The following is a 20,432-nucleotide window of genomic DNA, read 5'->3' as shown; positions in this document are numbered from 1 at the left end:
TTTAATTGTATTCGATCACCGCGTCGCGGCGCAGGTCGCGCAGGTAACGCTGTGCGCGCCGGTTGATGCGCTCGTTCTCGGTCGTCGTCAGGATTTCGTCGAAGGACGGCCCTGCCACCTGCGCCGGATCGTCGCGCCCGCACAGGATCAGCACGCGCACACCCTGCTGCAAATCGCCGAAGGGCGGGGTGGCTTCGCCCACATTCATTTCCAGCATGATGCTCTGCAGCGCATCGGGCAAGGCGCGCACGGCAATGTCGTCGTTGGAGATGACTTCCGCACCGATCGACGCGGCCTTGGCTTCGGCATCGCCGCAGCCATTGATCGTTGCGACCATGCTGGAGAATTGCTGCGCCCGCAAGGCCGCTTCGGATTCGGGCAGTCCGGGGGGGAAATCGATCGAAACCTGTGTCAGGCTCAGCACCGCATCGCGTGGATCAGCCATGCCGATCTGGCGCCGGTCGATCAGCAGCAGCAGCGAGAAGCCGCCGGGTATTTCGATGGGGCCGGCAAGCTGGCCCGGCTGCAATTCGCGCGCGGCTGCTTCCAGCGTGGGGTTCTGCAACTGCTCCAGCCGGATCCAGCCCAGATCGCCGCCCACAACCGCCGTGGACGCTTCGGAGAACTGGCGGGCATAGGCCACGAAACTGCCACCCTGCCGCAGCTGCGTTACGATCTGCTGCGCATTGGCAAGCACGGCCTCGCGCGTGGCGGGGGTTGCCGAAAGGTAGATTTCCCCGATGCGGTATTCGTACTGCCCGCGTGCCGCCATCAGCCGGTCGTAGATTTCCGACACTTCTTCGGTCGAGACATTGACAAAAGGCGCGATGTTGCGGCGAAGCAGGCGATCCCACGCCAGTTCGCCCTGAATCTGCCGCTTGAGCGTGCGCGCAGAGGAGCCGATCGAGGCGAGATAGGCGTCCATCTCCTCCGGCCCGCGTTCGAACCGCTCGACAGCGAAGCGGGTATAGGACTGGTCAACTTCTTCCTGCGTCACGGCCATGTTCTGCGCGGCGGCTTCCTGAACCTGAAGCGTTTCGTCGATCAGGTTGCGCAACACTTGCAGGCGCAGGCGCTCCATTTCTTCGGGCGGGATCGGCGCGTTGTTTGCGGCCACGATCAGGGCCACGCGGTGATCCACATCGGTGCCGGTAATGATGTTGCCATTCACCCGCGCGGTGGCGCGGCGGACATTGGGATCGGCCTGGGCAAGGAAATTGATGTCCTGCGGGAAGTTGAAACCGTCATTCTGGGCGAGCGCGGCTGTCCCGCCAAAAGCGAGCGTGGCGGTGGCCGCAGCGGAGGCGGCAAGAATTCCAAAGGTCTTGGCGAACCGGATCACTTGGTTTCATTCCTGTATGCGGCGCGAGATTGCGCCAGTTTGCCCGATGGCCCCTGCCCGATGCAGGCTTAACCCAAGCTGAGCCTGCGGCTGATAGCGGCAATGACACGCGCTGCCAATGCAAGGCGACATCGGCGCAGGGATAGCGGCGCGACCGCTTACCGGAAACCGATATTACGCAGCGCAAAATGCACGCGGAACGAATTGCCGCTGCGCGCATCGGCCAGTTCGATGTAATCGCGCCGCCAGGTGAAGCCCATTTCCAGGCAATCATCGGCATAGGCAATGCCCAGGCGTGTGCGCAGCGGCTGGAATCCGTCGGCCTGGAAGGTGGGGTCTTCCTCGCGGTTGGTCATGTTGACCACGGCGGAACCGAACACCGACCAATAGCGGGCAAAGGCCACGCGCCCTGCCACGCGCAGTTCCTCGCGGTCGCGCAAGTCCTCGAAAGCGAGGTCAACATTGCGGTCGAGCCGCAGATAGCCCACTTCGACATAGGTGCGGTCATTGCCAAAGGTTGCATCAATCTCGTTGCGGCGGACGGCCAGATTGTCCTTGTCCAGCCGGAAGCGGTGGGTGAATTTCAGCAGGTCGCGGTAGCGCACGGTGGTGCGGCCCACGAAGTCGGACCATTGTTCGTTCAGCCCTGTGCCATCGGGAAAGATGGTTGGCTTGTCCGACAGGCGGTAGGACTGGCCGAAGGTCGTCTCCAGCCGCCATCCGGGAAAACTGGCCTCCCAATCAAGGCCATAGGTCAGGCGCACCCCATCCTCGACCCGGTCATATCCCGGAAAGCGGTTGAGCGCGAACAGGTTCGAGTCTTCGAGGTCAATCGCGCGCGAATCCTCGTTCGGAATCGCCAGATTGCGCGTGTTGGGGGTGGCCACGGCCTGCACCCGGGGCGTGAATATCTGCGATCCGCCCAGGAATTCACCGATGAACGGCCACTTCACATCCACCGCCAGCGCCGCCACGGCGCGCGATTGCCAGCCTTCGCGCCCGCGATAGCTGGGGGTGAGCGTGAGGCCGTTCTGATTGGAATTGTACACATCGCCGCGCGCCATCGCGGTCAGCGTGATTTCCTGCCCAAGCGGGGTGATTCGCCGCAAATCCCACTGCGCGCGGGCAAAGGCGCGCTGCGTGTCCTGCCCTTCGGCGCGGGTAATGGCCAGCGTATTGAATTGCAGGTCAACGCGGCCGCCTGCCACCGGGTCTTCCAGCCGGCGGCGGTAATCGAGCAGCGGCAGCGCCAGCGGCACCTGCCCCTGATCCACCGGCACCAGCAGCGCCTGCGTGGCCCAGCCCGCCAGTGAGAAATAGCTGTTGGCATCGATCCGCTCGATATTCACTGTCGAGCGCAGGCGGTCTTCGCGCGTGATGTCGTAGCGGCGCAAGACAGTGCGGTCGCTCGCCAGCCGCGCCGATCCGGTCACGCTCCAGTTCGGGTCGAGCTGGAAGCGACCATTGGCGAAGATATATCCGCGCAGGCTGCTTTCGGTCACCGGCACGGTGGAATTGAGGCCAATGCGCCGCGAATAGGTGCCGTAGGTCGTGACCTGGAACGCGCCGTTTTCGTTCAACTGGCGGTATTGCGCCGACACCATCGGTGCGGCGGAGCTGTAAAGATAGCCGGTCAGCAACAGGTCGCGATTGTCGGCAATGCGCCAATAGAAGCTGTCGGTGATTTCCAGCCCGTTGGACGCGGTAATGCCGACATCCGGGATGAAGATGCCCGATGTCGCGCTGCCATCGGCTGTGATGACAAGGCCCGGCAGCGGCAGGATGCGCCGGCCGAACAGTTCCAGATGCGCGCCTTCGAAATGGATGCGGTCGGTTTCCGCATCATAGCGCACCCGCCGCGCGGTGACGCGCCAGCTGGGGTTTCGCGGACACCCTTCGGCATCCACCACCGCGCAGGATGAATAGACCGCCATGTCGAGCACGATATTGCCCGCCTCGTCGCGTGCCGCCATATCGGCGGCCAGGCGCCCGCCTTGCCGGAAGGCGAGCAGGAGATTGGCCATCGTGCCCGCCTTCAATTCCTGCGTCAGTTCCACCCGGTCGGTAAACAACTGGTTCCCGTCGCGGTCGACCAGGCGCACATTGCCCTCGGCCACGATCTCGCCCGTTTGCCGGTTCCAGACGATCGCCTCGGCACGCACCGATTCGTCGCCCGACCGCGCCAGGACATTGCCCGATGCGGTGACCGTGTCGGTTTCGTTATTGTATTGCAGCGCGTCCGCTTCGAACGCGATCCGGCGTTCTCCTTCGGCACTGGCCTGCGTGGGGGGGCTGTCCTGCGCCGCGGCAAGTGCCGGACACAGAATCATCGCACCTGCCAGCAGGACTGCCGCCATGGCCTTGCGATCACCGGGCAGACGGGCTGGCAAAAGGGACGAAGGGGGGGGGAGCATGGCTTGCCTATCGCACCACCCGTGCTTAACTGCAACGCCAGCATTTGCGCGCGCGCCAACCGCCCGCCGCTTCCCGCAATCGGATCATCGGAGAACCCATGCAGATTACCTTTGCCGCCAGCCTTCCCCAATCCCCCCGCCTGCTGGCGCGGCTGGTGGAACAGGATCACTTGCCGGCCGACTTGCCGGTGGCGATCGTGCAGGGGGCCGAGGCCAGCCGCTTTTCGGGCAAAACGGCGCAGGTGTTCGAAGGCTTTGCCGAGATCAATGGCGTGGTCACTCGCCTTGCCTTGGCCGGAATTGGCAAGGCGGAGGGCAATGGCCGTGCCGCGAACCTTGAGCGGGCGGGCGCTGCACTCGCCGCGCGTTATCTGACATCGGGCGAGACGCAATTGGTGCTCGACCTTTCCGGCAGCGCGCTTTTGGCAGAGGAGGTGGCAAGCGTGCTGCTGGGCCTGCGGCTGCGTTGCTGGCGCTGGGATGCCTACCGCACGAAGCTGAAGGACGAGCAGAAAAAGAGCCTTGCCGAAGTGGTGGTGGCAGGCGCGCCCGAAGGCGCGGACGCGGCATGGGATGTGGAACAGGCGATCGCCACCGGGGTGGAGTTTACCCGCGAACTGGTGGCGGAACCGGCCAATGTGATCTTCCCGCAAAGCTTCGTTGAACGCTGCCAGGCGCGGCTGGCGGGTACGGGCGCGGAAATCGCCGTGCTGGACGAGGACGAGATGCGCCAGCTCGGCATGGGCGCGCTGCTGGGCGTGGCGCAGGGTTCGGTCAAGAAGCCCAAGCTGCTGGTCATCAAATGGCTGGGCGGCGAGGCGGGCGAGGCGCCGACCGTTTTCGTGGGCAAGGGCGTCACATTCGACACCGGCGGCATTTCGATCAAGCCGGCAGCCGGCATGGAAGACATGAAATGGGACATGGGCGGCGCGGGCGCGGTGGCGGGCGCGATGCTGGCACTGGCCGGGCGCAAGGCCAGGGCCAATGTCATCGGCGTGTGCGGTCTGGTCGAGAATATGCCCGACGGCAATGCCCAGCGCCCCGGCGATGTGGTGACCACCATGAGTGGACAGACCGTCGAAGTCATCAACACCGATGCCGAAGGGCGGCTGGTGCTGTGCGATGCCATGACTTACGCGCAGAAAGAATTCGCGCCCAAGGTCATGGTTGATCTCGCCACGCTGACCGGCGCGATGATCGTGGCGCTGGGGATGGAACATGGGGGGCTGTTTTCGAACAGCGACACGCTGGCCGACAAGCTGTTGGCGGCGGGCAAAGCGAGCGGCGACAAGCTGTGGCGCTTCCCGCTTTCGCCCGAATATGACAAGCTGATCGACAGCCCGATTGCCGACATGAAGAATATCGGCGGGCGCTGGGCAGGATCGATCACCGCGGCGCAGTTCCTCCAGCGCTTTGTCGAGGAAGGCGTCGAATGGGCGCATCTCGATATTGCCGGCATGGTCTGGGCCGACAAGCCGGGCGCGACATGGGACAAGGGCGCAACGGGTTACGGCGTGCGCCTGATCGACCGCTTCGTGCGCGACACGTGCGAGGGGTGACCGGCCTGCGATAATGCGCCTCGGCTTCTACCTCCACGGCGATCAGCCGGTTGAGCGCGTCCTGCCGCAGATCGCCCGCGCGGCTTTGGGGCAGGGGCAGCGCCTGCTGGTCGTGTCGGGCGATGACGCACAGCTCGCCGCGCTGGACAAGGCACTGTGGGAGCAATTTCCCGAGCAGTTCCTTGCGCACGGCTTTGCCGGCGGGCCGCACGATGCGCGCCAGCCCGTGCTGCTGGCGGACATTTGCACCCATGCCAACGGAGCCGAAGTGGTCGCGCTGGCCGATGGGCAATGGCGCGAGGAGGCCGCCGCCTTCCCCCGCGTCATCCTGCTGTTCGACGAGAACGCGCGGGGATCGGCGCGCGCCGTCTGGCGCAATTTTGACGGCAAGACCGAAGTTACCCGCGAATTTTTCGAGATCGAGGGTGGCAAGTGGGTGCGCAAGGCGTAAAACCTTGCTCCACAAGGAGATGGACGATGCGTAAACGGGCACTGGTCTTGGGCGGCACGCTTCTGCTGGCGGCCTGCGGATCATCGAATGAAGGCACGGTGCAGACCGAGGATGGCGAGGTCGCCTATGATGTCGACCAGTCGGGCGAGGAAACCAATGTCACCATCACCGCCGAGGATGGCAGCACGGTGGTGGCCAATTCGGGCAGCGGCACGGCGGATTTTCCCGCCGGATTCTCGCTCTACCCCGGCGCGACGGTCGTCTCCAGCATGGTGATCAACGCCAATGACGGGGCCGGCTCGATGATCACGGTGCACAGCAGCGCCACGCCCGAAGACCTGGCCGCGCATTACCGGCGCGAAGCGGAGGCGGCCGGGATTGCCATCGGCATGAACGCCACTGTCAACGGCAGTGTGATGCTCAACGGCGAAGGGGCAAACGGCCGCACCTTCAGCTTCAGCGCCTCGCCCAATGGCGATGGCACCAGCGGCCAGCTGATCGTGGGGATGGGCAGCTGATCGCACGGCCTGCTTGCCCAATCCGGGCAGGGGCGCTAGGGGCGCGGGCCGAAAGGCACCGAAAGGCGCCTTGCCCGATTACAACGCAATCAAGGAATGTCCCATGGCGGTTACCCGCACCTTTTCGATCATCAAGCCCGATGCCACCCGCCGCAATCTGACGGGCGCTGTCACCAAGATGCTGGAAGAAGCCGGCCTGCGCATCGTCGCGTCCAAGCGCATCCGCATGACCCGCGAACAGGCCGAAGGCTTCTATGCCGTGCACAAGGAACGCCCCTTCTTCGGCGAACTGGTCGAATTCATGACCAGTGGCCCGGTGGTGGTGCAGGTGCTGGAAGGCGAAGACGCCGTGAAGCGCAACCGCGACATCATGGGCGCAACCAACCCCGCCAACGCCGAACCCGGCACGATCCGCCGCGAACTGGCCGAATCGATCGAAGCCAATTCGGTCCACGGCTCGGACAGCGACGAAAACGCCGCGATCGAAATCGCTTTCTTCTTCAAGCCGGAAGAAATCGTCGGCTGATTAGCCTGCCAGCCTGCAAGATCATGCGCCCCGCCGGACCACAATCCGGCGGGGTTTTTGATTGCGCGCAAGGATTTGGCGTGCCCGACCGCTAGGCTGGCTCTGCAACCAAAGGCCACAAAGGATCAGCCCATGTCGCATACCCCGCACGAACTCGCCGCCGAATTTCCGCAGGATGCCGCCGCCATTCACGCCCTGAAAACGCAGGATGCGCATTTTGCCAAGCTGGCCGATGCCTATCACGATCTGAACCGCGAAATTCACCGGATCGAAAGCGAGATCGAGGCGGCGTCGGATGAACGCACCGAAATGCTCAAGAAGAAGCGGCTTGCTCTGCTTGACGAAATCAGCCCGATGATCGCCAAGGCCCGCGCTGCGGCGGTCTGACCGGAATCAGCGGCGCGCCACGTAATCGGCAAACATCCGCGGATAGAGCTGGTATTCGGCCAGCAAGACGCGGCGTGCCAGGCTGTCGGCGGTGTCCGTGGGCAGGATCGCCACCGGCATCTGCCCCAGCACGGGGCCGCCATCCAGTTCCGCTGTCACCACATGGACGGAACAGCCGCCATAGCGGTCGCCCGCGTCAATGGCGCGCTGGTGCGTATCCAGCCCCTTGTATTTGGGCAGCAGCGAGGGGTGCGTGTTGACCATGCGCCCCTCCCACCCGGAAACGAAGCCGGGGGTGAGCACGCGCATATAGCCGCACAGCGCCAGATATTCCGCGCCCGCCGCCCTGAGCGCTGCATCCATGATCGCCTCATGCGCCTCCCGTTCCATCCCGCGATGGCTGTGGGCAAAGGTGGCGATCCCTTCCGCTGCGGCAATGCCAAGGCCGGGCGCATCGGGCACATTGCTCGCCACCAGCACGATTTCATAGGGGCAGCCCGGCAGTTTGGAGGCGAACAGCAGCGCCGACATGGTGGTGCCATTGCCCGAAAGCAGGCAGGCAACCTTCGCCTTTGGGCGCGGCGCCGTATCCTCAGGCATTATGCGTGGCTTCCCACGCGGCCTTGGCCGACCAGGTTTCGACCGAACCCTTGACCGTGCAGCCCTTGGGCCCTTCCACGATCTCGCCAATGCGGTGCACGGTCTCGCCCGCCGCCGTCAATTGCGCGGTGACGGTCTCGACCTTCTCGCCGCTGACGGCCAGAACCATGCCGATGCCGGTGTTGAAGGTGCGCGCCATTTCAGCAGGCTCGATATTGCCCTGCGCTTGAAGGAAAGCCATCAGGCGCGGCAATTCCCAGCTATCGGCGTGGATCACCGCATGGGCACCGGTGGGCAGAACGCGCGGCACGTTTTCCAGCAGGCCGCCGCCGGTAATATGCGCCAGCGCATCGATATGCCCTGCGCGGATCACCGGCAGCAGGCTTTTCACATAAATGCGCGTCGGTTCGATCAGATAATCGATCAGCAGCCGGTCGGCATCGAACAGCGCCGGGCGATTCATGGCCCAGCCCCTGTCCGCCGCCAGCCGCCGGACAAGCGAATAGCCGTTGGAATGCACCCCGCTGGAGGCAAGGCCCAGCAGCACATGGCCTGGCGCCACGCGCTCGCCCGTCAACTGCTCGCCGCGCTCCACCGCGCCCACGCAGAAACCGGCAAGGTCGTAATCCCCGGCGGCATACATACCCGGCATTTCCGCCGTTTCCCCGCCGATCAGCGCGCAGCCGGCGATTTTGCAGCCTTCCGCAATCCCCGCGATCACCCGTTCGGCCACGCCGCCCACCAGCTTGCCGGTGGCGAAATAGTCGAGGAAGAACAGCGGCTCTGCACCCTGCACGATCAGATCGTTCACGCACATGGCCACCAGATCGATTCCGATCGCGTCGTGCCTGTCGTGGTCGATGGCCAGCTTCACCTTGGTGCCCACGCCGTCATTTCCGGCCACCAGCAGCGGGTCTTTATAGCCAGCCGCGCGCGGATCGAAAAAGCCGCCAAAGCCGCCAATTTCGCCGTCGGCGCCGGGGCGGGCGGTGGCCTTCACCAGCGGGCCGATGGCTTTCACCAGCCGGTTGCCCGCATCGATCGAGACACCCGCCTGTTCGTAGGTGTAAGGAGATGAGTTCGAAGTCATGCACGGCCAATGGCGCATTCCTGCTTGGATTTCCACTCGCCTTTGGGCAGAAGGGCCGCGATTTCCCCGATGCAGACCCTTGCCAGCCCCTCTCACCCGCAATCGCACCCGTTAAGCTGGCGCTTTGCCGCGCCTGTGCTGCTGGTTCTGGCTGTGCTGGGTGCAGCCAGCCTGTGGGCGCAGGTTTCGGGCGAGCGCGGCATCGCCCCGGTCGCCAGTTCCACCGACATCGAGGTGACGGGGATCGAGGTGAACGTCACCGGCGACAATCCGCAGGACGCGCGCGAGAAAGGCTGGCTGGAGGCGCAGCGCGTGGCCTGGGCGCGGATTGACGGGCCGGATATTCCCGATTCGCGCCTGCAAGGCCTCGTTTCGGCCATTGTCATAGAGGAAGAACGGCTTGGCCCGCGCCGCTATATCGCGCGGCTTGGCGTCATTTTTGACCGCAGCCGTGCGGGCGCTTTGCTGGGCGCGGGCGGGGCGCGGGCGCGGTCGGCCCCCATGCTCACCTTGCCGGTGATGCTGACCGGCGGCAGCGCGACGATGTTCGAATACCGCAATCCGTGGCAGCGCGCCTGGGCCGAATACCAGTTCGGCTCTTCCACGGTGGATTATGTGCGGCCATCGGGCGCAGGTGGCGAATCACTGCTGCTGACATTCGGACAGACCGGGCGGCGCAGCCGTGCGTGGTGGAACAGCGTGCTCGATCAGTTCAGTGCCGCCGACGTGCTTGTGCCCGTGGCGCGGCTGGAACATTCGTGGCCCGGCGGCCCGATCACCGGCCATTTCACCGCGCGTTACGGGCCGGACAACCGCTTCCTTGCCCAATTCACCATGCGCGCGGATGGCCCCGCCCAATTGCCCGATATGCTGCGCCGCGCGGTGGCCCGATTTGACGAGATATTCCAGCGTGCATTGGCCGATGGCACGCTGCGACCCGATCCAACCCTGACGCTCGACAATATCGAGATCAGCCCCGAAATCCGCGCTTTGATCGAAGGGGCGCGCGCAGCCGAAGTCTCTGCAACCGCAGATGCGCCGCATCCGCAGCTGACGCTGCCCGCAGACGGTGCGCAAGCTGGCACGCAGCCGGTGCAGGCGCCCACGGTCAGCGCCATCACCGTGCAGGCCGCTACGCCCGATGCACGCAGTTTCGACGCCACATTGACTGGCTTGCGCAGTGTGGGCGGGGTGCGCGGCCTGTCGGTTTCCAGCACGGCGATTGGCGGCACTTCGGTGGTGCAGGTGAATTATGCGGGCAGCCTGCAGGATCTGGCCGCAGCCCTGCGCGCAGCGGGCTGGCAAGTGACGGTGGGCAATAATGCGCTCGCCATTTCGCGCTGATCGGGCGTAAAGCCTCCGGCACTTTGCCATGTCACAGATTGCTTTGCCATTGTCGCTTGCCGGAACCGGGCCGGCCCGCATCGTGATCGGCACGGCCAATGCCCATGTGGCCGATGCGCTGACCCATCCGGAAAGCTGGCCCTTTCACACCGCCGTTCTCACCGGCCCGCCGCGTTCGGGCAAGAGCCTGCTGGCGCGCTGGTTCGCCGCTGCCGGGCGGGGCGAGGCGGTGGATGATGCAAACAGCCTTGCCGAGGACGCGCTGTTCCACCGCTGGAACCGCGCGCAGGAAAGCGGCACCCCGCTGCTGATCATTGGCGGGCAGCCGCCGTGGGATATCGCGCTGCCCGATCTGCGATCACGGCTGGGCGCGGCCTTGCAACTGGAAATTGGACAACCCGATGATGCCATGGCGGGCGAATTGCTGCTGTCGATGGCGGCAGAGCGCGGGCTGGCGCTGGGGCCCGATGCCGCCGCCTATCTGGTTCCGCGTGCGGGCCGTGCCGCTGCCGATCTGGAAGCGCTGGTGGCGATGATCGACCGCTTGTCTCTGGAAAGAAAATCCCCACCTTCGCCCGGTATCTGGCGCGCGGCGCTGGAAGCGCTGCACGGCCCGGACGAGCCGCGCTTGCTTTGATGCAGGTTTGGTGGAAAGCTAGGGGGTAAGATGTTCGACCGGTTGATCAGCTATCTGGATTCAATCCGTGCCCGCGATCCTGCCCCGCGTTCGCGCTGGGAAATCCTGCTGTATCCGGGTGTCTGGGCCATGGCATTTCACCGCCTTGCGCATTGGCTGTTCGAAGGGCGGCTCTATTTCCTTGCCCGTTTCATCAATCACCTGTCGCGCTGGCTGACTGCGATTGACATTCATCCCGGCGCAAAGATCGGCCGCAACCTGTTCATCGACCACGGCTTTACCGTGATCGGGGAAACGGCAGAGATTGGCGACAATGTGACCATTTACCAATGCGTCACTCTGGGCGGCACCAACCCCACCAACGGCGTCGGCGGAAAGCGGCACCCGACCTTGTGCGATAATGTGATCATCGGATCGGGCGCGCAGGTGATCGGCCCCATCACCGTGGGCGAACGGGCGCGCGTGGGGGCCAATGCCGTCGTCACCGACGATGTGCCCGAAGGGGCAACGATGATCGGCCTGAAGGCGCGATCCACGCTGGTGCCGGCGGAAACCTGGCTGCGCGAATTCATCCCCTATGGCACGCCGTGTGACGAGCCGTGCGAGGAACTGCGCGGCGGGGCGGAAGCGCGGGTTGAAAAGCTGGAGCGCGAACTGGCCGAGCTGAAGGCGGAACTGGCCGCGATGCGCGCCGCCTCTGCCCCTGATGCGCCGCCCACGCGCCGCCGCAAGACCGGGAACGCCGCCTGATGAGCGGAGCGGGCGATTTCACGCTTGTTCCTTTTCCCCGGCCAAATGTTCCCGCGCAGGTCGGTTTCGACCGGGTGGAACTGACGCGCATCCTCGACCTGTATGGCCGCATGGTTGCCGCAGGCGAATGGCGCGATTACGCGATGGATTTCACCAGGGATTACGCGGTCTTTGCCGCCTATCGCCGCACTGCCGATGTGCCGCAGATGCGGCTGGAAAAGCGCCCCGCGCTGCGCAACCGGCAGGGGATGTGGGCGCTGTTTGGCGAACACGGGCAGGTGCTCAAACGCGGGCACGATCTGTCGGGCGTGCTGGCCCCGGTCGAACGGCGCTTGATGAAGGCGGTGGAGAATTAGGCGGCAGACCCAAGGCGCCGCAGCGCGCCCGCCAGATCGTCGAAATGGTCGATCAGCACGTCCGCCCCCAATTCCTGCGGCGGCACGTCGTGATAGCCGAAGGAGAGGCCCACCACCGGCACGCCAGCATTCTTCGCTGCCAGCACGTCGAAGGTCGAATCGCCCACCATTGCGAAGGCTCCGCCGCCCAGCCGGGCCACGGTCTCGTGGATCATGTCAGGCGCGGGCTTGGCGCGTTCGCGGCCCAGCGTGTCGCCGCCCATGATGCTGGCAAAACGAGGCGTCAGCCCCAGTTCGCCCAGCAGCAGGCGGGCCAGATCCTCCGCCTTGTTGGTGACCACCGCCAGCTTCACCCCTCCCGCCGCCAGCGAATCCAGCGCATCGAGACAGCCGGGATAAGGCAGCGTGTTGGCGGCGATATTGGCGGTGTAATGTTCCAGCAGGCGTTCGTGCAGATCCTCGAAATGCGCCGGCTCCACCGCGCCGCCGGTGACATCCAGCGCGCGTTCCAGCATCCGCCGCGCGCCCCCGCCGATCAGCGATCGCGTGGTCTCCAGGCTCACCTCCGGCCGCCCGGCGGCGCGCAGCGCGTGGTTGACTGCGGGGGCGAGATCGAGCGCGGAATCGACCAGCGTTCCGTCCAGATCAAAGCCGACGATGCGAAAGGGAATTGATGTCATCCCCGCCGATCTGCCCTGCCTGAGTGGAATCCGCAATGATTTGGTGGCATTGAAGCGCGCATGATGGAAGCTGAACGCCCGGTTGCCGCCGTGATCCTTGCAGCAGGCAAGGGCACCCGCATGAACAGTGCCAAGCACAAGGTGCTGCACGAAATCGGCGGCAAGCCGATGATCGCGCATCTGCTGGACGAAGTGGCGCGCATCGGCCCGGCGCGCAGCGTGGTTGTAGTGGGCGAGGCGCGCGAGCAGGTGCAGGCGTTTCTGGGCGATTGTGTCGCCTATGCCGTGCAGGAACCGCAATTGGGCACCGGCCATGCGGTGATGCAGGCGAAGGGCGCGCTGGATGGCTTTGTGGGCGATGTCCTCATCATGTATGGCGATGTCCCCTTTGTGCGCGCCGAAACGATGATGGCGATGCTGAAACGCCTGCACGCAGAGGACGCGCCCGCCGCGGTGGTTTTGGGCTTCAAGCCGTGGGACGCGCGGCAATATGGCCGTGTGCTGGCGACAGGCGACCGCATCGTGAAGATGGTCGAATTCAAGGATGCGAGCGACGAGGAGCGCGCTTGCCCCTTGTGCAATTCGGGCCTGATGGCGGTGCGCAGCGATGTGCTCTTCACGCTGCTGGAGAAGGTCGGCAATGCCAATGCGCAGGGTGAATATTACCTTCCCGATATCGTCAATATCGCCATCGCCGCCGATGTCCCCTGTGCGGTGGTGGTGACAAGCGATCCGGATGAGGTGGCGGGCATTAACAGCCGCGCCGAACTGGCCGATGCGGAAATGCGCTTTCAGCAAGCCATGCGCGCCAAGGCGATGGCCAAGGGGGCCACGCTGATCGCGCCCGAAACCGTGTTCTTCAGCCATGATACCGTGCTGGGCGCAGATGTGCTGGTGGAACCCCATGTGGTGTTCGGCAAAGGTGTGACGGTGGCGGACAATGTCCGCATCCGCGCCTTTTCGCATCTGGAAGGCGCGACGCTGGCCCCCGGCGTGGAAATCGGCCCCTATGCCCGGCTGCGGCCCGGCGCGGTGCTGGAAAAGGGTGCGAAAGTCGGCAATTTCGTCGAGGTCAAGAACGCGACTATGGGCGAAGGGGCCAAGGCCAACCACCTCACCTATCTGGGCGATGCCACCGTGGGGGCCGGGGCCAATATCGGCGCGGGCACGATCACCTGCAATTACGACGGCTATTTCAAGCACCGGACGGTGATCGGGCAGGGGGCCTTCATCGGCTCCAACTCCGCGCTGATCGCGCCGGTCACGATCGGGCGCGATGCGATCGTGGCGGCGGGCAGCGCGGTCAGCCGCGATGTGGCCGATGGCGAATTGCGCATGGTGCGCGCCGAACAACTGGTGAAGCCCGGCTGGGCCGACCGGTTCCATGACGCGATGAAGAAGAAGAAAGAGGGGCTGAAGAAATGAGCGACCGCTACGAAGGCAAGCCGTTTCTGCGCCTGCTCGATTCCTATGTCCTGTCGGCCATCGGCGCGCTGGACCGGGCGAACGAGGATTGGCTAGCGGCCGCGGAACCGCATTTCCGGCACATCTTTGGCGAGGCCGGAAGCTGGCGCGAGATCGTGGCGGCGCGGATGCAGTTCCCCGCAGGAATGGAAGGTGCGATTGCCGAAGTCTGGGACAAGGGTCGCGCGCGCTTTGCAGCGGAAGCGGGGGAGGAAGCGGATCCGGTGCAGTTCGCCTATACCTTTGTGGACACCAATTTCCCGCACTGACGCGCACCTGCTTGACATGATATCATGATATGATATCAATATATCATAATGACCCGCATCCTTGCCGACCTTCCTGATGAGGACATCCGCTGGCTTGACAAGCTCGCTGCGGAGCAGGGCAAATCGCGCGCATCGGTTTTGCGAGAAGCGGTCGCTGCGTTCAAAAGCCAGCATCCGGTCGGCGGTAGCAAGGACTGGATCGCCCGCGGCGCGGGGTTATGGAAAGATCGCCCCGGCATCGTTGATGGCGTGGAATATCAACGTGCCATCCGCGAGGACCGGCGGCCCTACGACGATATCTGATCCGTGTCGGACCCATTCTTCGACACGAATATCCTGATTGACTGGCTGCTGGGTCGGGCACCTGCCTCGGCGGAACTGTCGCGCTATCGCCGCCATCGCATCAGCCGCATCGTGTGGACCGAAATCCTTGCCGGTGAGGCGCTCGAAACGCGCGGCGAAATTCAGGCGGCGATTGCATCTTTCGAGGTGGTCGAGATTGACGCGCGGATTGCAGCGGCCGCAGCAGACATCCGTCACCGCACCCGCATGAAGCTGATGGACGCATTGATCCTGGCTACCGCGCAGGTGAACGGAGCAATCCTGATTACACGAAATACCAAGGATTTTCCGGCAGAAATGCCTGGCATCCGCGTCCCCTATATCCTCTAGAGAAAGCCAGACCAGAATGTGCGGAATTATCGGTATCGTCGGCAAGGAATCGGTTGCGGACCGGTTGATCGATGGCCTGCGGCGGATGGAATATCGCGGCTATGATTCGGCGGGCATCTGCACCGTGCATGATGGCGCGCTGGTGCGCCGGCGGGCAGAGGGGAAGCTCGCCAATCTGGTGCGCGAAGTGGCGGGCAATCCTGCGCCGGGCCTTGTCGGCATTGCGCATACACGCTGGGCTACGCACGGTGCCCCCACCGCCCGTAACGCCCACCCGCACGCGACCGGCGAAGTAGCGATCGTGCACAACGGCATCATCGAGAATTTCTCTGCCCTGCGCGCCGAACTGGAAGCGCGCGGCCGCCGCTTTGAAAGCGAGACTGACAGCGAAGTCGTGGCGCATCTGATTTCCGAACAGGTCGAGGCCGGCAAATCCCCGCGCGAGGCAGTGTCGGCCGTGCTGCCGCGCTTGCGCGGGGCGTTCGCGTTGGCGATTGCGTTCCGCGCGCATCCCGATCTGCTGATCGGCGCGCGGCTCGGCTCGCCGCTGGTGGTGGGGCTGGGCGAGGGGGAGAACTATCTCGGCTCAGACGCCTTGGCGCTCGCCTCTCTGACGCAATCCGTCATCTATCTGGAAGAAGGCGACTGGGTGGAAATCACCCGCGATGCCATCGCGATTCACGATGGTGCCAATGCCCCGGTGGATCGCCCCGTGGTGGCATCGGGCGCCAGCGCGGCGGCGATCGAGAAGGGGCCGTATCAGCACTTCATGCAGAAAGAGATTTTCGAGCAGCCCACCGTTGTGGCGCAGACGCTCCGCTCCTATCTGCGCCCGCTGGAAAAGCAGGTGGCCCTGCCGCAGATCGATTTCGACATTTCGGCGGTGGACCGCATCACCATCGTCGCCTGCGGCACCAGCTATTACGCCGCAATGGTGGCCAAATACTGGTTTGAATGCTTTGCCCGCGTGCCGGTGGACATCGATTTCGCATCCGAGTTTCGCTACCGCGACCCGATCCTGCCCGCAGGGGGCCTCGCGCTGTTCATCAGCCAGAGCGGGGAGACGGCGGACACGCTGGCCGCTTTGCGCCATTGCAAGGCAGCGGGGCAGACGATTGCGGTGGTCGTGAACGTGCCCACCAGCACGATGGCGCGCGAGGCGGATCTGCTGCTGCCCACCCATGCTGGCCCCGAAATCGGCGTGGCGAGCACCAAGGCCTTCACCTGCCAGCTGGCCGTGCTGGCCGCGCTCGCCGCGCATTTCGCCGTAAAAAAGGGCCGGATGAGCGCGGCGGAAGAGGCCGAAATCGTGGCGCATCTGATGGAAGCACCCGCCAGCCTCAATTTGGCGCTGGAACATGATGCCGAGATCAAGGCGATGGCCCCGCTGATCGCGCCGGCGCGCGATGTGCTGTATCTGGGACGCGGGCCGGACTTCCCGCTGGCGCTGGAAGGGGCACTGAAGCTCAAGGAAATCAGTTACATCCATGCCGAAGGTTACGCGGCAGGCGAGATGAAGCATGGCCCCATCGCGCTGATTGACGAAGCGGTGCCGGTGATCGTCATCGCGCCTTCGGGCCCGCATTTTGAAAAGACCGTGTCTAATATGCAGGAAGTGCGCGCGCGCGGCGGCAAGATCGTGCTCATTTCCGATGCTGAAGGCTTGGCAGAAGCGGGCGCGGGCTGCCTTGCCACCATCGAAATGCCGCGCGTTCACCCGCTGATCGCGCCGCTGGTCTATGCCGTGCCGGTGCAATTGCTCGCCTATCACGTGGCCTGTTTCAAGGGCACCGATGTGGACCAGCCGCGCAATCTGGCAAAATCGGTCACGGTGGAGTGAATCGGGGCCTCGCGCTTTACGCGTCGCTAACGCTTGCGCGCTATTCCCCGATGCGTGGCTGAAGATGTAACAGGACTTCCGGGACTACCCCTGCGGCTCAGCACCATGCAGGTGTTGGGTTTCAAGGACCCTTGCGAAGGGGACTGGGCACGCGTGCGCGTGCTGCAATACCGCGAACTGTTTGCGTCGGCGACTGTGCGCGTTGTCGGACACGTGGTGTCGGCCGCTATCGTCCTGTCACTGTTCATGGATGATGTGTCGCCCATTTTGCTGGGCGCCTGGGTGATCGCGCTGGCATTGGCGCTTGGCCATGTGCTGACCATCGAACGGCAGCTTGTCAGCCTGGACCGCAGGCTCATGACGCGGGTGGAATTCAACCGCCACTGCCTGTCCGTTGCTGGCCTCGCCACGGTGTGGAGTATGTCTCTGCTGGTTTTCGTGCCCTTTGGCGATCCGGGGGAACACGCGACATTGTGGATGCTGGTTGCCATGCTGGTCGCAGGATCGGCGGTGAAGCTGAAGCAGGCACCCGTCATTTCCCTGACCTGGGCGGTGATCGGCGGGCTGACCGGCGCCTTTTCCTTTCTGATGGTGCAGGAATACCTGCTGGCGGGAACGTGCCTGCTTTATGCCGTTCTCATCGTGGCCGGATCGGTGGAAAACGCCCGAATGTTTCTGACCGCGCGGATAGCTGAGGCGGGCGTGGCCGAGAAGGACGAGGTCGTCTCGCTGTTGCTGCGCGAGTTCGAAGAGCACCAGGCCGACTGGCTGTGGCAGATCGATACGCAGCGCCGCATTCGCGGCACCAGCCCGCGCTTTGCCTATGCGTTGGGCCGCGAAGCGCGCGAGGTGGATGGCAAACTCTTGATGGAAATGCTGGCTGGGCCGGGCTGGCAAACCGGGCAATTGCCGGCCTCGTTGCACGAGCTTGCCGAACGCCTCCGCCGCCGCGAAAGTTTCGCCGACCTGGTGGTGCAGGTCGAAGTGCCTGCGGGCCGCCGCTGGTGGGAGCTTTCGGGCACCCCGGTGCTGGATGAGGCGGGCAATTTTGCGGGCTTCCGCGGCGTGGGTTCCGATGTCACGCAGGAGCGCGAATCGTCCGAGAAGATTGCCTATCTCGCCCGCTATGACACGCTGACCGGCCTGCCCAACCGCCTGATGCTGACCGAAGGGCTGGCCGAGGCGCTGCGCTATGCCGCGCAATGGAAAACGCGCTGCGCCTTCCTGATGGTCGATCTCGATCGCTTCAAGGCGGTGAACGATTCGCTGGGCCATCATGTGGGCGACCGGCTGCTGGCACAGGTTTCCGCGCGTCTGCAGGCGGTGATGACCAAGAACGAGCAGGTGGGCCGCCTGGGCGGCGACGAGTTTGCCGTCGTGATCCGCGACGCATCGCGCAGCGGCCATGTGGAGGAAGTGGCCGAGCGGATCGTCAAGGCGGTCTCCGAGCCCTATCTGGTGGACAACCACACGCTGTATATTGGCGCATCGGTCGGCTCTGCCATCGGCCCGCGCGACGGGGCAACGGTGGAAGCCCTGATGCGCAATGCCGATCTGGCGCTGTATCAGGCCAAGGATGACGGCGGCGGCAAGCACCGCCAGTTCATGCCCGCGCTGCACAGCAATGCGCAGGAACGCCTCAAGCTGGAAGCATCGCTGCGCACGGCCATCGGCAAGGAGGAAATGGAGTTGCATTTCCAGCCGGTGGTGAATGCACGCAGCGAAAATGTCGTCAGTTTCGAGGCGCTGCTGCGCTGGAACAGCAAGGATCACGGGCCCGTCAGCCCGGCCAAGTTCATCCCGCTGGCCGAGGATACGCGGCTGATCGTGCCGATTGGCGAATGGGTGCTGCGCGAGGCGTGCCGCCATGCAATGGCCTGGCCTGAAGACATCAAGGTGGCGGTCAATGTGTCGGGCGAACAATTGCTCGACCCGCGCTTTGCGCAGACCGTGGTGCGCGCCCTGGGGGATGCCGCCTTGCCAGCGCACCGGCTGGAAATCGAAGTGACCGAAAGCGTGTTCCTGCGCGATGGGCGCACCGCCCGCCAGACGCTGGAAGAGGTGCTGGCGTTGGGTTGCTCGATCGCGCTCGACGATTTCGGCACCGGCTATTCCTCGCTCGGTTATCTGCGCACGCTGCGCTTTTCCACGATCAAGGTCGACCGCAGCTTTGTGCAGGGCGCGGCGCAGGGGAGCCAGGAGAGCCTCGCCATCATCAATGCCGTGGTCGCCATGGCACAGAGCCTGGAAATGTCCACCACCGCCGAAGGCGTGGAGGACGCGGCGCAGGCCGCGCTGGTGCGCGATATGGGCTGCACCAAGATCCAGGGCTATTACTTCGGTCGTCCCATGGGGGCGCTCGAAGCCCGCAGTCTGGTGGTCAAGCGCCGCAATACGGCAGCGGCTTAATTGGTTTTGCGAAGGCCCATCCGGGCCTTCGTCCTCGCTAGGCGGGCAGCAAGCTGCCCCCGCTGCGGGCGGCCGCTTGGCCTTGCGGCGCTTCGCGTCGTTGGCTTGTTTGCGAAGGCTGATCCGGGCCTTCGCTGCATCAATCAGGCAACGCTGAGGCTGGCGAATACGCTTTCGAACAGGGCGCGGCCATCGATGCCGCCATGGTCGGCTTCGATCGCGCGTTCGGGGTGCGGCATCATGCCCAGCACATTGCCGCCTTCATTGAGAATGCCGGCGATGTCGCGCTGCGAGCCGTTGACGCTTTCCGCATAACGGAACGCCACGCGGCCTTCCCCTTCCAGCCGGTCAAGCGTTTCGGCATCGGCAAAGTAATTGCCATCGTGATGCGCCACCGGAATGGCGATTACCCGCCCGGCATCATAGCGGGAGGTGAACAGCGACTGGCTGTTTTCCACCTTCAGCGCCACGGTGCGGCAGATGAAGGTCTGCCCCGCATTGCGCATCAGCGCGCCGGGCAGCAGCCCGCTTTCGGTGAGAACCTGAAACCCGTTGCATACGCCCAGCACCGGCACGCCGCGTGCGGCCGCCGCGATCACGCCTTGCATTATCGGGCTTTTCGCGGCCATCGCGCCCGAACGCAGGTAGTCGCCATAGGAAAAGCCGCCGGGCAGGGCGATGAAATCAAGCCCATCGGGCAGTTCGGCATCGCCGTGCCAGACGCGCAGCGGCGCGCGGCCCGAAATCTTCTCGATCGCCACCGCCATGTCGCGGTCGCAATTGGAGCCGGGAAAGGTGATGACAGCCGCGCGCATCAGACCGTTTCCAGTTTCTCGATCCGGTAATTCTCGATCACCATATTGGCGAGCAGTTTGCGGCACATATCATCCAGCGCTTCGTCGCTGGTGCTGTCGGCCACATCCATTTCAATGAGGCGGCCAATGCGCACATCGGCCACGCCTGCAAAACCCAGCCCCTCCAGCGCGTGATGCACCGCGCGCCCCTGCGGATCGAGCACGCCGGGCTTCAGATTGACGAAGATGCGGACTTTCATGGGCGGATCACTTTCGTACGAAATGGAATCGGACTCAATGCCCCCGCCTATGGCGTCTGCCCGCCGCAGG

The 20,432-nt window shown here is 64.5% G+C and carries 21 protein-coding genes and 1 pseudogene; 15 read left to right on the top strand and 7 right to left on the bottom strand.

Annotated elements, in window-relative coordinates; translation table 11 throughout:
• Position 1: 1 nt before the first annotated feature.
• Both WFP44_RS09135 and WFP44_RS09130 read right to left on the bottom strand, forming a co-directional pair.
• The gene (locus WFP44_RS09135) at positions 2–1,342 is read right to left on the bottom strand and encodes a peptidylprolyl isomerase (protein ID WP_336926230.1); all 1,341 of its coding nucleotides are present in this window, start codon (positions 1,340–1,342) and stop codon (positions 2–4) included.
• A gap of 158 nt (positions 1,343–1,500) precedes the next feature.
• Positions 1,501–3,699 carry an LPS-assembly protein LptD gene (locus WFP44_RS09130; protein ID WP_336926228.1) on the bottom strand — a complete coding sequence of 733 codons (2,199 nt, stop codon included), beginning with the start codon at positions 3,697–3,699 and terminating at the stop codon, positions 1,501–1,503.
• Positions 3,700–3,854: 155 nt separating this feature from the next.
• Between WFP44_RS09130 and WFP44_RS09125 the strand changes: the two genes are divergently transcribed.
• The 5 genes from WFP44_RS09125 (at position 3,855) to WFP44_RS09105 (ending at position 7,197) form a co-directional block, all read left to right on the top strand.
• Complete coding sequence (locus tag WFP44_RS09125) at positions 3,855–5,315, top strand: leucyl aminopeptidase (RefSeq protein ID WP_336926227.1); 1,461 nt, start codon at positions 3,855–3,857, stop codon at positions 5,313–5,315.
• 13 nt (positions 5,316–5,328) lie between these two features.
• Positions 5,329–5,766, top strand: a complete 438-nt coding sequence (locus WFP44_RS09120) for a DNA polymerase III subunit chi (protein ID WP_336926226.1) — start codon at positions 5,329–5,331, stop codon at positions 5,764–5,766.
• Positions 5,767–5,792: 26 nt separating this feature from the next.
• Positions 5,793–6,284 (top strand): putative periplasmic lipoprotein, encoded by a 492-nt coding sequence (locus WFP44_RS09115; protein ID WP_336926225.1) that lies wholly within the window; start codon positions 5,793–5,795, stop codon positions 6,282–6,284.
• A gap of 103 nt (positions 6,285–6,387) precedes the next feature.
• Entirely contained in the window at positions 6,388–6,810 is a 423-nt protein-coding gene (ndk, locus tag WFP44_RS09110; protein ID WP_336926224.1) for a nucleoside-diphosphate kinase, read from the top strand.
• Between the two features lie 132 nt (positions 6,811–6,942).
• Positions 6,943–7,197, top strand: coding sequence for an HP1242/YdcH family protein (locus WFP44_RS09105; RefSeq protein ID WP_336926223.1), 255 nt, complete (start codon positions 6,943–6,945; stop codon positions 7,195–7,197).
• 12 nt (positions 7,198–7,209) lie between these two features.
• On the opposite strand, the pseudogene purN reads toward WFP44_RS09105, so the two are convergent.
• Positions 7,210–7,797, bottom strand: a pseudogene (gene purN / locus WFP44_RS09100) (phosphoribosylglycinamide formyltransferase); the annotation flags it as partial.
• Entirely contained in the window at positions 7,790–8,887 is a 1,098-nt protein-coding gene (gene purM / locus WFP44_RS09095) for a phosphoribosylformylglycinamidine cyclo-ligase (RefSeq protein WP_336926221.1), read from the bottom strand. The gene purM and the pseudogene purN, both read right to left, overlap by 8 nt.
• Before the next feature lie 69 nt (positions 8,888–8,956).
• On the opposite strand from purM, the gene WFP44_RS09090 reads away from it, so the two are divergent.
• Genes WFP44_RS09090 through WFP44_RS09075 form a run of 4 tightly spaced genes read left to right on the top strand, consistent with a single transcriptional unit; the run spans position 8,957 to position 11,974 of the window.
• Positions 8,957–10,231, top strand: a complete 1,275-nt coding sequence (locus tag WFP44_RS09090; protein ID WP_336926219.1) for a heavy-metal-associated domain-containing protein — start codon at positions 8,957–8,959, stop codon at positions 10,229–10,231.
• 28 nt (positions 10,232–10,259) lie between these two features.
• Positions 10,260–10,868, top strand: a complete 609-nt coding sequence (locus WFP44_RS09085; protein WP_336926217.1) for a P-loop NTPase family protein — start codon at positions 10,260–10,262, stop codon at positions 10,866–10,868.
• A 30-nt stretch (positions 10,869–10,898) separates the two neighbouring features.
• A complete protein-coding gene (gene epsC / locus WFP44_RS09080; protein ID WP_336926215.1) occupies positions 10,899–11,618 on the top strand; it encodes a serine O-acetyltransferase EpsC in 720 nt (239 codons plus the stop codon).
• A complete protein-coding gene (locus WFP44_RS09075; RefSeq protein ID WP_336926213.1) occupies positions 11,618–11,974 on the top strand; it encodes a DUF2794 domain-containing protein in 357 nt (118 codons plus the stop codon). Before epsC ends, WFP44_RS09075 begins: the two co-directional genes overlap by 1 nt.
• Here WFP44_RS09075 and WFP44_RS09070 read toward each other — a convergent pair.
• Positions 11,971–12,654, bottom strand: a complete 684-nt coding sequence (locus tag WFP44_RS09070; protein WP_336926212.1) for an HAD-IA family hydrolase — start codon at positions 12,652–12,654, stop codon at positions 11,971–11,973. The two genes, WFP44_RS09075 and WFP44_RS09070, sit on opposite strands and share 4 nt — an antisense overlap.
• 60 nt (positions 12,655–12,714) lie before the next feature.
• Here WFP44_RS09070 and glmU point away from each other — a divergent pair, with 60 nt between their 5' ends.
• From glmU to WFP44_RS09040, 6 genes are all read left to right on the top strand, one after another.
• On the top strand, positions 12,715–14,079 hold the full coding sequence (gene glmU / locus WFP44_RS09065; protein ID WP_336926211.1) for a bifunctional UDP-N-acetylglucosamine diphosphorylase/glucosamine-1-phosphate N-acetyltransferase GlmU: 1,365 nt from the start codon (positions 12,715–12,717) through the stop codon (positions 14,077–14,079).
• Positions 14,076–14,387, top strand: a complete 312-nt coding sequence (locus tag WFP44_RS09060) for a hypothetical protein (protein ID WP_336926210.1) — start codon at positions 14,076–14,078, stop codon at positions 14,385–14,387. Before glmU ends, WFP44_RS09060 begins: the two co-directional genes overlap by 4 nt.
• 48 nt (positions 14,388–14,435) lie before the next feature.
• Positions 14,436–14,690: a ribbon-helix-helix protein, CopG family gene (locus WFP44_RS09055; RefSeq protein WP_336926209.1), complete on the top strand. Its 255-nt coding sequence runs from the start codon at positions 14,436–14,438 to the stop codon at positions 14,688–14,690.
• Positions 14,691–14,693: 3 nt separating this feature from the next.
• Positions 14,694–15,059, top strand: a complete 366-nt coding sequence (locus WFP44_RS09050) for a type II toxin-antitoxin system VapC family toxin (protein ID WP_336926207.1) — start codon at positions 14,694–14,696, stop codon at positions 15,057–15,059.
• A gap of 16 nt (positions 15,060–15,075) precedes the next feature.
• Positions 15,076–16,899, top strand: a complete 1,824-nt coding sequence (gene glmS / locus WFP44_RS09045; RefSeq protein ID WP_336926206.1) for a glutamine--fructose-6-phosphate transaminase (isomerizing) — start codon at positions 15,076–15,078, stop codon at positions 16,897–16,899.
• 105 nt (positions 16,900–17,004) lie between these two features.
• Positions 17,005–19,308, top strand: a complete 2,304-nt coding sequence (locus WFP44_RS09040; RefSeq protein ID WP_336926324.1) for a putative bifunctional diguanylate cyclase/phosphodiesterase — start codon at positions 17,005–17,007, stop codon at positions 19,306–19,308.
• A gap of 143 nt (positions 19,309–19,451) precedes the next feature.
• On the opposite strand, the gene purQ is transcribed toward WFP44_RS09040, so the two are convergent.
• Both purQ and purS read right to left on the bottom strand, forming a co-directional pair.
• Entirely contained in the window at positions 19,452–20,123 is a 672-nt protein-coding gene (purQ, locus tag WFP44_RS09035; RefSeq protein WP_336926205.1) for a phosphoribosylformylglycinamidine synthase subunit PurQ, read from the bottom strand.
• Positions 20,123–20,362, bottom strand: a complete 240-nt coding sequence (gene purS, locus WFP44_RS09030) for a phosphoribosylformylglycinamidine synthase subunit PurS (RefSeq protein WP_336926203.1) — start codon at positions 20,360–20,362, stop codon at positions 20,123–20,125. The genes purQ and purS overlap by 1 nt, the downstream gene beginning before the upstream one ends.
• Positions 20,363–20,432 lie beyond the last annotated feature (70 nt).

The sequence above is a fragment of the Alteraurantiacibacter palmitatis genome (assembly GCF_037154115.1).
Classification (GTDB): domain Bacteria; phylum Pseudomonadota; class Alphaproteobacteria; order Sphingomonadales; family Sphingomonadaceae; genus Alteraurantiacibacter; species Alteraurantiacibacter palmitatis.
This window is presented reverse-complemented; position numbering and strand designations above follow the sequence as displayed.